The organism is Vibrio sp. B1FIG11, assembly GCF_905175335.1.
Taxonomy (GTDB): domain Bacteria; phylum Pseudomonadota; class Gammaproteobacteria; order Enterobacterales; family Vibrionaceae; genus Vibrio; species Vibrio campbellii.
The window spans coordinates 1,698,167-1,712,284 of the sequence record NZ_HG992752.1; the positions used below are offsets into that span (position 1 = coordinate 1,698,167).

The window sequence follows — 14,118 nt, forward strand, 5'->3', positions numbered from 1 at the left end:
TTGAAAAGGAAAAAATTATGGCATCAACCATCGGCGCTAATGGGCTGAGTATCGTTCATAAAGGCTCAGGCGGTGAAGCGAATGCGTCTGTGCCGGACGTTTGTTTAACCAAAGTCGGAAAGCCTGTCGTTCCTATTCCGTACGGCAATAACGCTAAATCCGCCGATTTGGTGGACGGCTCAACCAGTGTCACAGCCGATGGTGGCAACAGTATTGCCTTGCAAGGCAGTCAGTTCTCAAAAAGTACTGGTGATGCCGCTGGCGATAAAAAAGGCGTGAGTTCAGGAACCATTGAAGGAGAAGCGGAGTTTGTGACGTCTTCTTCGAATGTCCTTATCGAAGGAAAAGGAGTGGCACGCCAAAGTGATCAAATGACCATGAACAATGGCAATACCATGTGCTTCGGCGTGCAGAACCCATCTTTCTCGGTCGAAGAAGATCTTGAAGAGACCTTTATCATGGACGTTTGTGTGCGTCACCCAAACGGTCAACGGCTGGTGAATGCGCCATTTAAACTCAGTGATGAGCAAGGTTCGACGGTATATGAAGCCACTTTGGATGATAAAGGGCGCAGTGATGCCGACCCGCTCAAAGGGGGGAAAGTCAAGCTGCTGGTCGAAGAGAGTCAAGACCCGTTTGTGGTGGCTCCGATTCGTCGCGAGAACCCTCGCCATGTAGACAGCCAATCGGATGATGATTTTTTCAATATCGCTTCCAAAGGTCAACGCGGCTTTTGGCAGCCAACCAGAATTGAGACTGTTGGCACGGCTTGGGGCAGTATTGGGCAAACGTTGAGTAGCGATCGCTATTTCCAAGACATGGTCAGTGCCGAGGTCATTCAGCACTTTACCCATTATCACCCAGATACAACATTCGATGTATCAAAGACCTGTGATGCACTCATTGGCAACCTTGATCAACCCTTGCCGCATACCACTGAATCGCTGCTCGCTTACACCCTGCCTCAAGTTCTAGAAGAAGGAGAACTACTGTCGGTACTGCTGAGGTTAGCACCGCATGAGACCACTGATCGAATGCTGGCGTACATGCGTGCGCGAGGTAAAGGCAACCCACAAACCTATTTGGCTGACTACGATTGGCAAGCAGCAGAAAAGAGCATCAATAGTGAACTCGACGCGCTGCTTAACAAGCTGAAAAGCCGGTTAACCTTCTTACGTGATGAAGCCAGCAAACTGCAATACGCATACCTGTCTGAGGATGTGTTCGATAAGCACATCGATACGTTAAGCTCGTACATGAAGCTACTACCCGACCTCATTTCTGGTGTGTTCAATAAAATGCAAACCAAAGCCAGCGAGCTTCTGGCGAGCACAGATAACGTAAAGGTCATCAAAGCGGCAGACGACTTACACTCGATTGAGAGTGAATCGATTGAAGCCGTTGTCAACACCACGAAAACCATCGACACGGTCGAGCCATTCATGAACGAAGTGGCTGGCGTGATTGAGAATGTCATTCCGATTTATCCGGTGCGCTATGGCTACGCGAATTTCTTTGACGAATTGATGCCAGCGCAAGCTCCGCCGAGCATGACAGAAATGAGCGGAGCTACCGGGCTGAAAGACACCGGTGGCTACCTACTTCGCCTTCTACGTGAGGGCTGGTTGTACATCAAAGAAGAGAGCGAAGAAGAGACCGCGCCTTTTCACATCTTCAAATATGCGCAAACCCAAACGCCGACCGGTGTGATTGAAAAGTTTGAGAAATACTATTTCACCAATGAAGAAAACGCTCAAGAGGGTTTAACGCTCGATACCTCATCGGGCTCCACGTTCTATCCTTTTGCGTTTGTGACGCCAAAAGCGAAAAAGATTTCCATCGTTTACTCTGAGCACGAATGGTCTGCCGCCATCATTGATAACATGAACAGCGATGAAGAGTTGCGTAAAAAAGCGATGCAGCAGGTGGATTTAACTGCGCCGCAAACCGAGTTTAGTCAAGCGGCAACACAAGACAACCTCAGCGCCTTGGTGGAAGATTACCGCAATAACGATGAAAAGTGGTTGGCAGACAAAGACAGCGCGAAGCCGATGCCCCATGGCCTTGATTTAGCGACCTCTACAGTAAGTTATCACCTTGCGGCTGAAGGCATTGTCGAAACCATGCAAAAAAGCCATAGCGAGCATAAAGACGGCACATTGGTGGCTTTGTTTGACCCAGTTGGTCGTCAGCGCGATATCTCCAAAGTTATCTCGAAAAATGTCGCTGAGCAACAAGCCTATGTCAATGTCAACCAATACCCTTTGACGATTGGACAGTACGCACAGTCATGTCTTGAAAGCGATATTCCAGAAGTTAAGAAAGCAGCAGAGGAAAACCTTGAATTAGGAGCCCTTGAGAAGTTTTTCACAGGTTATGAAGAAAAAACAATTACTCAAAGAAATCAACGTAAAAAACTACTTACTATAATGGACTACTTTGTAGCGGGTAAAGGCGCTGAAGATGAGGTTGGTTCGCTTACTTGTTATCTAAGACACTACTTTGATATTCGTCAGCAAGGCATTATCGACCCTGCAGCTGAGATGGGTAAATTGCTGCTCCTTCTTGGTTCGCTTTTTGAAGGCGTGACCGCAAGTGAAGAAGGCATTGAAAACATGGATAGATGGGTTGGTGAAGCCTTTCATACAGAAGAGCTCACCCCATTAGATAAGGTGTGGGGAGTTTCTCTGAAGGCCATTCAGATCGTATTTCTTCAGCCCCAAGATCAAATAAATTGGCATCATGCTGTACCTCCAGTATTAACTTCGATAGGTAATTACTTGGCTCGTATACAAGCTGAGTTCACTCATGGCACTAAGTTACTGGGAAATTCTGGGTTAGAGTGCTTTTATAGAGCAACCTTACCATCATTATTTGATGCCTTATTAGGGGTTCGGTTTACGGGGAATCGACTCAACATGGCGCTCGATGACATCGAAAACTTAATCGATAAACAAACAGGTCAAAAAAGCTCAATCAAATCAAACGTGCACTTTGGCGAAAAGCTTCTCAATTGGTCTGAAATGAAAGCAAACCAATCAGAGCAACGTATTTTTGAATTACTGGAAGCAGAGCCAACAGCATCAGCACCTGAATGGCTCAAAAAGCTGGCCGATAGGCTCCCTACCAAAACACTTCTCCATTTCGCAAAAGAAAGTGCAGGTTTAGGGCTGACTTATTGGTCGTATCAAGCAAATGTGAGTACCATCAATGATCTTTTGGCTCAAACACAATTCGATACACTCGACCCCGTCAATGATGACAAAGAATATGCGTATCGTACGGTGAAAATGTTGTCCACGCTCGCGGCGATCACCGCAGACAGTATTACTCTCAGTCAGTACAGTGCTAAGGGAGTAAATATTGCAGCACGTGAAGCTGAGAGGGCGCTTCTTGCTCTTCAAAAGCAGTTACCGAATATGAGTAAGCAGTTAGCTGAAAAGCTCGGAGTGCGCAGTTTACAAGCTTACAGTCAGCGTTTAGATACGCGTCTATCGGCAGCGCCGATAAAAGGACTTGTTGTCGGTGCAAACGTGGCAATGTCATTTGTTTACTTCTGGGATGTTTTTACTAGTTATAGGTCAGGCAATAAACAAGCTTCTCTAGGCTATCTGACCGGTGGCGTCTCCAGTCTATTGGTTGCATTTTCGGCCGTCGGGGGGCCTGTTGGAGCCGTATTGCTCTTCGTTGGTCTTACAGGGCTTTTATTTAGCGCATATCAGATAGACCGATTTGGCAAAAATAGTTTTGAAAACTTGCTCTACAGCTCTTTCTGGGGAACAAGTGAGTATTACCCGTTTTGGAATGATTTTAAAAAGCAAGAAGACATTGATACTGTTCAAGAGAGGCTGGATGTTATCACCGCTGTGACATCTAATAACAACAAGGCTGTGACATCTGATAACATTAAGTACTTTGATGTGGCATTGAACATCGAGTCTCAGGAGTTTTTAAACTATTTTTACGCACCCAAACTCACTATCGTGGACAGCAGTATTCGTCCTTATGGCTCAGAGCCGTATCGATACAATCTCAGTTACGTATTCGTCTTGCCGGATTTTAAAATGAACGTATCTCAACTGCATGGCTCGATTTATCGTGAACTGGATGATGCCAAATACGCGGCTTATTCAGTACCTGAGCCCGATAAGGCCATGACCGAAAAGTTCAGGAGTGCGTTGGCGGCGGCATTTGAAGATAGGACGTTATGTATCGCCAAAGAGGACGGTCTGCATGTCACGGTTAATGTCGAGTTTTCGCATCCGGCTCGTCTGATCTGGTGTTACGAACCGACACCAAACACTGTGGTGCCAAAACGCTATTTAACTAACAGCGGCTACATAAGCACGAGTCAAATAGGCATGCTTGATGAAAAACCAAACACTACACCTTGGGGAAAATAATGAACCGCGGCTCTAGAGGAATATTCACAACAAAAGCGCAACCTTTTTCAAAGTGGTGGGCGCAATTTCGAGCAGAAGTGATCGTTGTTCCGATGAAAGACCCACTCGAACCTTTTATGAGGGTCAATGATAATCTGTTGACGTTAAGGACTGGCTACCATACTCGCCGCAATACCATTATCGTCCCATGGATGCTGATGCTAACCGTGTTGACCCTGTATTTTATCTACGATTCTCGCTACCAATATGATTTTGAGTCTCACAAAGCTGGGGCAGCTCGTATGATTGATTTTCATCAAGAAAGGAGAACAGATTACGATAAGTGGGCTCAGAGAGCTGAAAAAGAAGGAAATAAAGAAAAAGCGATTAAGTTTAAACACTGGATTATAGAGGAAGAACAACAAATTCAAGCCTACAGTGTCTATTTTGAGCAAGACGGTGATGTGTCATTGTTTACACACATGAGAGCGCTTAAGCAACTTGGAAAGCTAGATCATTTCCTTTTCGGTATCGGCCTTTTTTCTTTCATGGGCGCTTTATCTTTAGGCTTGTGGTTGCTTTTCTTGTTGAAACCTCAAGACGCGGAAGTTTACTTTGATAGAAACCGGCAGATTGTCTACTCGTGGCGGCATGGAAGGGTTGGCGCAGCGTCATTTGACAAAATGGGGATATTAGAAAATCACCTTGGCTTAAATATCGTGTTGCAGTTTGAAAACAAAAAACAAACGGGCTATAGACCGATGGGGATCGTGGGCATTGATATCGGAAAGCTTTCTTTTCATCGAGAGAGTGATATGACTTACCCATTAGCTCAAATCTTAGCGTTTATGGAACATGGCAAAGAAGCAGTGATTACAGGTGAGTCATTTACAAGGGAGCCAGCAAAATACTTCTTACGCAAGGATAAAAAGCCGGATAACTTTGAACAGCGTGTTGAAGCAGCCCTCGCAGCTCAAGATGATCTTGTTTCCCACTACCAAACGAACCGAGTGAGAGGTCATGCGATTTGAGGTTTGAGAGTAATCTCGTTAAGGTAAGTTGGTGCGGCAGGACTAACTTACCTTCCAGAATATATATTCACAATGCCTAAATATAAAGTCACGATTAACATTATGGACATGTATGGCGTGTATAGACAATAGCCACACGTGTCGTCATGCTCGAAAACAATAAAGGGGCAAATATTAGCCAGCAACTCAATTAACTCCCCCCAACAAAAACGCCCTTCACACAAGTAAAGGGCGTTTGTTATTTGAGGCTGAGTGTTGAAGGTTAAAGCACTAACCCACCGTCAATCTTGAGTACTTGGCCTGTGATGTAGGCGCTCTTGTCGGAGGTTAAGAAGGAGACGCCATTGGCGATGTCTTGTACTGAGCCCATTCGACCTAATGGGGTTTTGCCCTCCATCATTTGAATCACTTTTTCTGGTAGGTTCTTGGTCATATCGGTAGCGATAAAGCCCGGAGCAACGCAATTGACGCGGATCTGCGCGCCCTTTCTTGATAACTCTTTCGCCCAGCCTTTGCTCATCGAGATAACACCGCCTTTACTTGCGCCGTAATTACTCTGGCCGATGTTGCCATCCGTACCCACAATAGAAGAGATGCTGACAATACTGCCTGCGCCCTGCTCTAGCATCACAGGCGCGACGCGTTGAGTGAGCAAGAACACCGCTTTTAGGTTTACGTCGATAACACTGTCCCAATCTTGCTCTAGCATGTCTGGCAGCAAGGCATCACGCGTGATACCGGCGTTGTTAACCAGCGCATCGATTCTACCATGCTGCTTTACGATACTGTCTACCACTTCGCTGACGGCTGCTGCATCGCACAAGTTGACTTGATAATTGCTTAGCTGCGCCGACTGGCTCCATTCCACAGGCGATATGTCTAGCCCGACTACGTGGAATCCATCCTCCAGTAATTGCTCACAAATCGCTTGGCCAATACCACGAGCCGCACCAGTAACAACTGCTACTTTTTCCGCTTTCATCTTGGTCTTCCTTAAATGTTGAGATTACAAATTCGCTTTTTCCCTAGCGTTTTTTGTTTTTATGCCTAGCCGCGTTACAGCTGCGCTTCTCATACGCAGGGTCTTTCATATTTACTTCAAACTATAGGAACAGTCTGGGAGGCGGATGTGAACTAATCAAGACAACTTGATGATGGTTTGCAAAATAACGGGTTTCCGTCACCGTTCTGTCGATATGGTGGTGTAAAAAGTGCGCTGTTTGTTGAATAACTCGCCTTTCATTTAGAGCTCATGAAACTAATTCTTAGATTATGCAGCAAAGTCACAATAAACCTGTGGGTATTACATTCTTGTTATCAAAATTCTCGATTACGATTTAAAGATACGGCGTGCTTTTAAATATGGACGTAGCAAAGGACGCCTTACCTGAGAAAGATAACAAAACCTACGGGAGATAAAATGAATCAGGCTTACATAGATGCAGCAAGAACGCTGCAACAGTGCACGTTCGGGCCATCCCAACGTGACATTAATGATCTTGTTCAATCGGGAAGCATTGAAAACTGGGTCGCTCAACAAACACTTATTACACCGTCTTCTTGGCTGAAGCATTTTGAGCAAGATGAGCTCAACGTACCGGATTTAGGGCAAGGCTTGTATTACGCCAGCAGCTGGACACGCATGACGGTCGAAGGCGATGATATCTTGCGTCAGCGTATTGCTTATACCCTGTCTCAACTGTTCGTGGTCAGTGTGAAAGATCCGGCGTTTAAAGCAGCTTCTAAGCGTCGCTACATGTGTAATTACTTCGACGGGTTGCTCGACAATGCCTTTGGAAACTTCCGCGATGTGATTCGCTTTGTGTCGAAATCGCCAATCATGGGTGAGTACCTGACTTTTGTGAATAACGTTTCTAACGAGCTCACTGCCCCAGATGAAAACTACGCACGTGAACTGTTGCAACTGTTCACGCTTGGCCCAGTTAAACTTCGTAACAACGGTGAAGTGCGTTTGGATGCCGAAGGTAACGAAGTGGCGTCTTACACTCAAGAAGACATCGAGCAACTTGCGCGTGTGTTTACGGGTTGGAAGTTCATCGATATTCGCGGTGACGATAAGTACAGCCAGCCAATGGAACCGCGTGGCGAGCACGATATGGGTGAGAAGCCCATTCTTGGTAAAACCTTCCCTGGCGGTGTCGGTGCAGAAGAAGAGCTGGAAGCGGTGATCGAGCATTTGATGAACCAAAATACGCTCTACACCTTTGTGACTAAGTTCTTCATCAACAAACTTGTGACCAGCAATCCAAGAGCAGGTTATATTCGCCGCGTGCGCCGTGCGTTCAAACGTTCTGATGGCGACATGCAAGCCTTAATCATCGCGATTCTAACGGATAAAGACGCGCTTCGCTCTGGCAGTACAGTGGGTAAATTGCGTGACCCGCTTTCTGTGTTTACCCATGCGATGCGCGCGCTACAAGTGAAGCGACGTGACGGCGTATTGATGTGGCCAAAACAGTTCAATTGGTATAACCGAACGTTGCCACTGTCGGCACCTTCTGTGTTTTATTATTACCAACCAGATGATGCACCAAACCACCCTGATTTTAATGGTCTAGTGGCACCAGAATTCAATGTGTACCAATGGCATGACATCTACCAATATGGGATTCAGTTCCGTGAGCTTGTCGCTCGTTTCGAGGAAGAGGCCAAAGATTGGTACATGGATGAAGTACTGTTCACCCGATACCTTGCTTTTGATGACGAAGGCGTAGTGGATTACCTCAACGAACATTTGTTTGCTTATCAAATGAGTGAGCAAGCTCGTCAATGCTATCTCGATTACCTCGCCCAGTGCCCAAGTCGCCAATCTAAATGGCGCAAAGAGATTAAGAATCTCGTTATGAACGCACTGCTTTCACCAGAATTCATCACACAGGGGTAATCATCATGAACTTAACACGACGTCGTTTTTTACAAGCAGGTTCCGCTGGTGTTGGGGTTTCTGCACTTAACCTTGCTGCTTTTCCTGCCTTTGCAGACTCTTTCAATCAATGCAAAAACGGTTATCGCGCCGTAGTGGGTATCGACCTTGCGGGCGGTAACGATGGCTACAATATGCTGATCCCAACGGCCGCACCGGCGAACAGCCAATATCGAGCACTGCGTGGCAGCTTAGCTTTGGATGAGGCGAGCTGTATTCATTTAGATGCGGTCAATGATGACGCAAAACTGGCATTAAACCCTGCCATGGCTGCGCTCAAGACCTATTGGGATAATGCTAACCTTGTACCTGTTGTAAACCTAGGTCCACTGACACAACGCGTAAACAATGTGATTTATGGTGAGAGTACTCGCCCTGCTCATTTGTTCAGCCACTCTCATCAATCCACTATGGTTCAGTCTCACGCGACTAAGTCTCTGTCAAAAGAGGGCTTTGGCGCGAAGACTTCCACTGAGCTCGGCACTATGCTGCGCAGTCTAAATGAGCTATCACCAATGTTTGATATTGGCGGCACGCAAGTGTGGACCAACTGTATCGATGCGCAATCTAACTCGGTCGGCTCTCAACCACCGAGCGATATTTTTAATGATCAACGTTCGCGAGATCTGTTTGATCAACTGCAAAACACGGGCAGTTACGGCAATGTATTTCAGTCTCATTATGCTGGTGTTGCGGTGGATTCAACCAAAATGTATCAGGAGTTCAGCGCGATTTTGAATGCCGAGATTACTGAGGTGTTCCCAGAAACACGCATCGGTAATCAACTAAAAGCGGTATTTAAACTGCTGCTGCATAAAGATCAGTTCCAGCATCCTGCGCAGTACTTTAGTTGTAAATTAGGTGGGTTCGATACGCACTCTGCTCAAATTAGCCGCCAAACGGGTTTGCTGCAAGAGTTGGCAGAAGCGATGGCCGCGTTCCAATTGGCTTTGGAAAACAATGGCTTGTTTGATCAGGTAACGACGTTCACCCATTCGGAATTTGGTCGTACTTTGATTCCAAACGGTACGGATGGTACGGACCACGGCTGGGCAAGCCACGCATTGGTGATGGGCGGCGGTGTAGCAGGAAAAGCGATCGTGGGTGAATATCCAGACTTATCTGAGACAAGCCCTTACTTGCTCTCGCGTGGGCGTGTGATTCCAACCATCTCTTCCGATCAGCTTCATGCGAGTTTAATGGCATGGTTGGGGCTATCTGAAACGGGAATTAATCAATTATTCCCTGCGCTGGATAACACTTTGACAGATTCAATCCAACCTCAGACTCTCCCTCTGTTCAAATCTTGCTAATATAGAGGGAGATATATAAGTAACTAAGTAATCTATTAATAGTCTACATGGTTACTAATAAGAAAAAGCAGTGCTAAACAAAAGGCTCCGTTCACGCGGAGCCTTTTTATCATTTGGAGAATGGTCACGCCGTCTCTTCATTAATGGAGGGCGATTTATGCAGCCAAGGCTGAACCAAGAAATTAAACAGCGTACCCGCGATAAATAGAGTAATCACAATGCTCGCTCCGCTTGGTAAGTCGTACCGAGCAGACGCTGCAATGCCAGACAAGATCCCCACAAAACCGATACTGATGCTCGCAATGAAGAATCTTGTTCCTTTTAACGCCGCGGCACACAAAGCCGGAATCACTAACAGAGCAAACTCTAAATAGATGCCCGTGAGCTTGACCGTTATTGGCATCAAGATAGCAAAGATCAGGTAAAAGCCACTGCCCTGCATAAATTCAGGTTTTAGCCAAACCAACAGCAACATCGCCGCGGTGATTAATGCCAAAGGCCACACATCATCCCATGTCGACCACAATAACTGCCCGTTAAGAATGCCTTGGATAAAGTCTGCACCATGCGGATCTTTACTTACGAGTAAGATTGCCAGTGAGGCGGAGACCACAAACAAGCTGCCGATCATCGGCTCCAAATGCTGTTGGTAACGCTTCTCCATTAAAGCAATCAAACCACACAGCAATAACGACATCACCCAAGGGCCTACCATCTCGCCGAAGAAGGAACCCGAGAAGAGCGCGTATTGGTTCAGCCAATAATGACTGAGTGCAGCCCCCAATGCGGCAACTTGTGCCACCGCCAAATCAATGAAGATGATTTGCCGTTTTAGCACTTGTTGACCAAGCACCACGTTACCGACTAACGCGATCAGGCCACACAGCACCGCGGGCAATAACCATGCGTACTCTGTCATGGTTTAGCTCTTCACCGGATCGGGCTGCACCAGCACACCTAGCAATTCGTCGATGACTTGGTCGTACATTTCATCAAGACGTTGTCCGTTAGAAACCGTGAGCGGTAACTGGATCAGAGGCTTATCTGTCTGCTGCTGTAACCAGTTCGCGGGGCGTTTATCTTGGTGCGATGAGAATACAATCGCATCAAAGCTATTGGCCTCTAACTTGGTTAATGATTGCAGATGAGAAGTGGTTGGCGAGATTCCCGGTTTCGGTTCAAGGTCAGCGATTTGCTCCATACCAAGCCAATCGTAAAGATAACGATAGGTAGCGTGATAGCCGACAACTTGTTTGCCTTTTAACGGTGCCGCTTTCTCGTGCCACTCATTCAGCTTTTTACGCCAATGAGCTCGGAACTTCATGCCGTTAAGTTGGTAGGCTGGCGCGTTATCTGGATCGATGGTTTTCAAGCGTTCAGTGATCGCCCGTGACAAGGGAATCATGTCATTCGCCGCAAACTGCACATGTGGGTTTCCGTGCGCATGTATGTCCCCCATGCTGCGGTCGACATGATCATGAGTGTCTAACATGCGCACGAAATCGGTCGCATAAACCATGCTTGATGCGCCATTTTGCACCGCGCTATTACTACTGCGAACTTGCAGCATCGGCAGCCACCCGACTTCTAACTCCGCACCAGAACACATCGCCATGTCCGCTTGGCGCATTTTGGCAATTAAAGAAGGACGCGCTTGCACGTAATGGGGATCTTGCTTAGCGGTCGTCGCAGAATAGATGGTGGCGTCTGGTGCATGGCTTTCAAGAAAGGCTTTCCATTCTGGCTCGCAGACGAAGATGTTCAGCGCCAAAGCAGGCGAAGAGATGATGGCAGCCCCCGCCGCCATCATCGCTACACTGCATTTACTGAGCGTAAGCTTAGAACGCATGTGCACCGTGCGCTCCAAATGTCATCACATATTGCAGAGTGAATACGTTGTCTGTCTCGCTGTCTTGGTTGTCGATACGAGAGTATTGCGCTCGGATTGTACCGAAGTGAGAAGAATCCCACGCGATCATCGCATCCATTTCTTTGTCTTTTAGAGCCGTGAAGTGCATGTGGTCACCGTGTGCGTGGCCATCGTAGCTTTCTGCCTCACCGTAACGTAGACCTGCAGACCAGCTTGGGTTGAAACGGTAAACACCTGACACGTAGTAAGCGCTTAGGTTATCTGGTGATTCTGCATCGTCTTTGAACTTACTGTCTACCACACCGTCTAGCAGCATGTATTCAGCAGATAGTGTGAAGTTGCTGTATTTGTAGTTGCCGTCTGGTGCCCACTTCCATACAAAGTCTGCGCCGTAAAGGTTAGCGCCAGTTACCGCTGCACCGTGACTATGATCGTGTCCATGCTCGTCTGCATGACCGTGGTCGTGATCTTCAAACTCCGTCACTTTGCCGTTTTCGTTACGTAGGTAACTTAGGCCAAACTGCCAGCTTGAAGACTCAGAGAAGTCGTCACCCAGTTTCAACGTTGTCGTGTAAACACCCACCTCAGAGCCATCTTCAACAGAAGACATCTTGCTGCCGCTTAGCGCTTCTACACCAAACTTCACGTAAAGATCTGTGGGTAGCACGATGTTTGCGCGTACACCATCATCGTAGTAATGCGAACCAAGGAAAGTACGATAAGCGATTGGACGCTCTACGAAACTGTCGGTATGCATATGCTGGTTGTTTAGGTAACCAAAATCAGAAAGGAATCGACCTGCACGCACATTTAAACCGTATGGAAGAGCTAGAGTCTCGATGAACGCTTCTTCAAGCATCAGTTCGGTTTCATCACCGTGGCTTTCAAGAACCGCCGTCAGTGAGCCGTGGAATTTATCATCGATGTTTGCAGACATGTTCACCTCAGTGTGACCAAGGCCGAAACCTTCTTCACGCTCTGAGTTGTTACGCTGGCCATCTTGATAGTAACCGTCTAGTACCACGCCGATCTGAGGGTTCGACAGCGTATCGGCAAAAACTGGGGAAACAAACAAGCTACCAACCGCTAAAGAGACCAATTTCTTATTCACTACGTTTTTCCTTATTTTGTTATGTTATAACACCACTTAATATTTCGCAGATGTTATAACATAACAAAACCTAAAAAAAGCGAGTTATGTAACAATTTGTAAATTTAAATTCTATGCAAATTATCAATAGCAATCATAAGGTTAATGATATTTCGCCACAATTTAAGCTCTGTATGATCATCATTGCCCCGCTCTCTTTTTGGCGGCTCGATGTTGCTAAACAAGGGATACTCCCCCGCTTGAAGGGGTAAAAGCTGGCATCGATGAAACGGCATATACTTAATCAATACGGCGGCAGGACTGGAAACACAAAATGCTCAACATGGACTTCTCACAACGTTTAGTGATTAAAACCCATCAACAAAATTGGATTGCTAGCCCAGCCGCTGGTGTTTGGCGTAAACCATTGGAAAGAGAGGCGAAAGAGTCCGGGCATACCACCAGCGTGGTCAAGTACGAGCCCAATTCACAGTTCGCAACACACCCTCACCCATATGGCGAGGAAATACTGGTGCTAGAAGGCGTATTTTCTGACGAAGATGGTGATTACCCAGCGGGGACTTACCTTCGTAACCCACCCGGCAGTCACCATGCTCCGTTCAGCAAAGGGGGTTGCGTTATCTTAGTGAAACTCAATCAATTTGCTCCCAATGATCTAGAGACCGTACGTATCAATACGAACCAAGCAGAGTGGTTAGCGGGTATTGGCGGGCTAAAAGTGATGCCACTGCACAAGTTCGGGCACGAGCATGTCGCATTAGTAAAATGGCCGAAGGGCGAAAAGTTTCAGCCACACCGCCACTTTGGTGGTGAAGAGATCTTTGTGTTATCTGGAGAGTTCAAAGACGAGTTTGGCGAATACCCCACTTACACTTGGCTGCGTAGCCCTCATAGGAGTGAGCATTTCCCTTTTGTCGACGAAGAAACGGTGATTTGGGTGAAGACTGGTCACTTACCTATAAGTTAACTAAGCCGTTCCTATCAAGTAATCGAGGCGAAACACAAGAACGGCTCGAATCACCGAGCCGCTATCCATGAAACATAACCGTTAAATTATGCGCTCATAATTTTTGAGGAGAGCCAGTCTTTTAGCTCCGCTCTGTTGTGTTTGAGTGTGTTCATTTCATGGTCGTCGATTGGATTTCCTTGCAATTCGAGTTCGCGGATTTCTTTGTCGAGCTGGTTGTAGTTTTTTGCATTTTCAGCAAACGCGCTGTCGTTTGCCGTCAGTTGAGTGATGGTATCCAAATGTTCTGGGAATTCATGAGTTAATGAGTGATTTTCACCTAACATAGAGACCTCTTTGGCTGAGTACATTTTAGTTAAATAAGCTGCTTGATTCCTAAGCAACGCTTAAAGCCACCATAGCATTTCAGCCAAAGGGAAATTGTCGATTTGAGCACATTTTGACCGACACTTTAGAAACTTAAGACTCTCGTACTCAAATTGACCATTGTTAGCTTGATG

At 46.6% G+C, this 14,118-nt stretch carries 10 protein-coding genes; 5 read left to right on the forward strand and 5 right to left on the reverse strand.

Annotated features, from left to right (window positions below; genetic code table 11):
- The first annotated feature begins 17 nt into the window (after positions 1–17).
- Both KHO06_RS24245 and KHO06_RS24250 read left to right on the forward strand, forming a co-directional pair.
- Positions 18–4,403, forward strand: coding sequence for a PAAR-like domain-containing protein (locus tag KHO06_RS24245; protein ID WP_212582729.1), 4,386 nt, complete (start codon positions 18–20; stop codon positions 4,401–4,403).
- A complete protein-coding gene (locus KHO06_RS24250; RefSeq protein WP_212582730.1) occupies positions 4,403–5,413 on the forward strand; it encodes a hypothetical protein in 1,011 nt (336 codons plus the stop codon). The genes KHO06_RS24245 and KHO06_RS24250 overlap by 1 nt, the downstream gene beginning before the upstream one ends.
- A 262-nt stretch (positions 5,414–5,675) precedes the next feature.
- Here the strand turns inward: KHO06_RS24250 and KHO06_RS24255 are convergent, their stop codons facing one another.
- Positions 5,676–6,395, reverse strand: a complete 720-nt coding sequence (locus tag KHO06_RS24255; RefSeq protein WP_045407945.1) for a beta-ketoacyl-ACP reductase — start codon at positions 6,393–6,395, stop codon at positions 5,676–5,678.
- 438 nt (positions 6,396–6,833) lie between these two features.
- On the opposite strand from KHO06_RS24255, the gene KHO06_RS24260 reads away from it, so the two are divergent.
- Together KHO06_RS24260 and KHO06_RS24265 are read left to right on the forward strand one after the other, a co-directional pair.
- A complete protein-coding gene (locus tag KHO06_RS24260; RefSeq protein WP_045372383.1) occupies positions 6,834–8,318 on the forward strand; it encodes a DUF1800 family protein in 1,485 nt (494 codons plus the stop codon).
- Between the two features lie 5 nt (positions 8,319–8,323).
- Positions 8,324–9,670, forward strand: a complete 1,347-nt coding sequence (locus KHO06_RS24265; RefSeq protein WP_212582731.1) for a DUF1501 domain-containing protein — start codon at positions 8,324–8,326, stop codon at positions 9,668–9,670.
- Positions 9,671–9,794: 124 nt separating this feature from the next.
- Here KHO06_RS24265 and KHO06_RS24270 read toward each other — a convergent pair whose 3' ends face one another.
- Genes KHO06_RS24270 through KHO06_RS24280 form a run of 3 tightly spaced genes read right to left on the reverse strand, consistent with a single transcriptional unit; the run spans position 9,795 to position 12,651 of the window.
- Positions 9,795–10,589 (reverse strand): metal ABC transporter permease, encoded by a 795-nt coding sequence (locus KHO06_RS24270; RefSeq protein WP_212582732.1) that lies wholly within the window; start codon positions 10,587–10,589, stop codon positions 9,795–9,797.
- Between the two features lie 3 nt (positions 10,590–10,592).
- A complete protein-coding gene (locus KHO06_RS24275; protein ID WP_212582733.1) occupies positions 10,593–11,519 on the reverse strand; it encodes a zinc ABC transporter substrate-binding protein in 927 nt (308 codons plus the stop codon).
- On the reverse strand, positions 11,509–12,651 hold the full coding sequence (locus KHO06_RS24280) for a membrane protein (protein ID WP_010645943.1): 1,143 nt from the start codon (positions 12,649–12,651) through the stop codon (positions 11,509–11,511). Before KHO06_RS24280 ends, KHO06_RS24275 begins: the two co-directional genes overlap by 11 nt.
- Positions 12,652–12,964: 313 nt before the next feature.
- On the opposite strand from KHO06_RS24280, the gene KHO06_RS24285 reads away from it, so the two are divergent.
- The gene (locus KHO06_RS24285) at positions 12,965–13,618 is read left to right on the forward strand and encodes a cupin domain-containing protein (RefSeq protein WP_212582734.1); all 654 of its coding nucleotides are present in this window, start codon (positions 12,965–12,967) and stop codon (positions 13,616–13,618) included.
- 86 nt (positions 13,619–13,704) lie between these two features.
- On the opposite strand, the gene KHO06_RS24290 is transcribed toward KHO06_RS24285, so the two are convergent.
- The gene (locus KHO06_RS24290; RefSeq protein ID WP_005532354.1) at positions 13,705–13,944 is read right to left on the reverse strand and encodes a YdcH family protein; all 240 of its coding nucleotides are present in this window, start codon (positions 13,942–13,944) and stop codon (positions 13,705–13,707) included.
- Positions 13,945–14,118 lie beyond the last annotated feature (174 nt).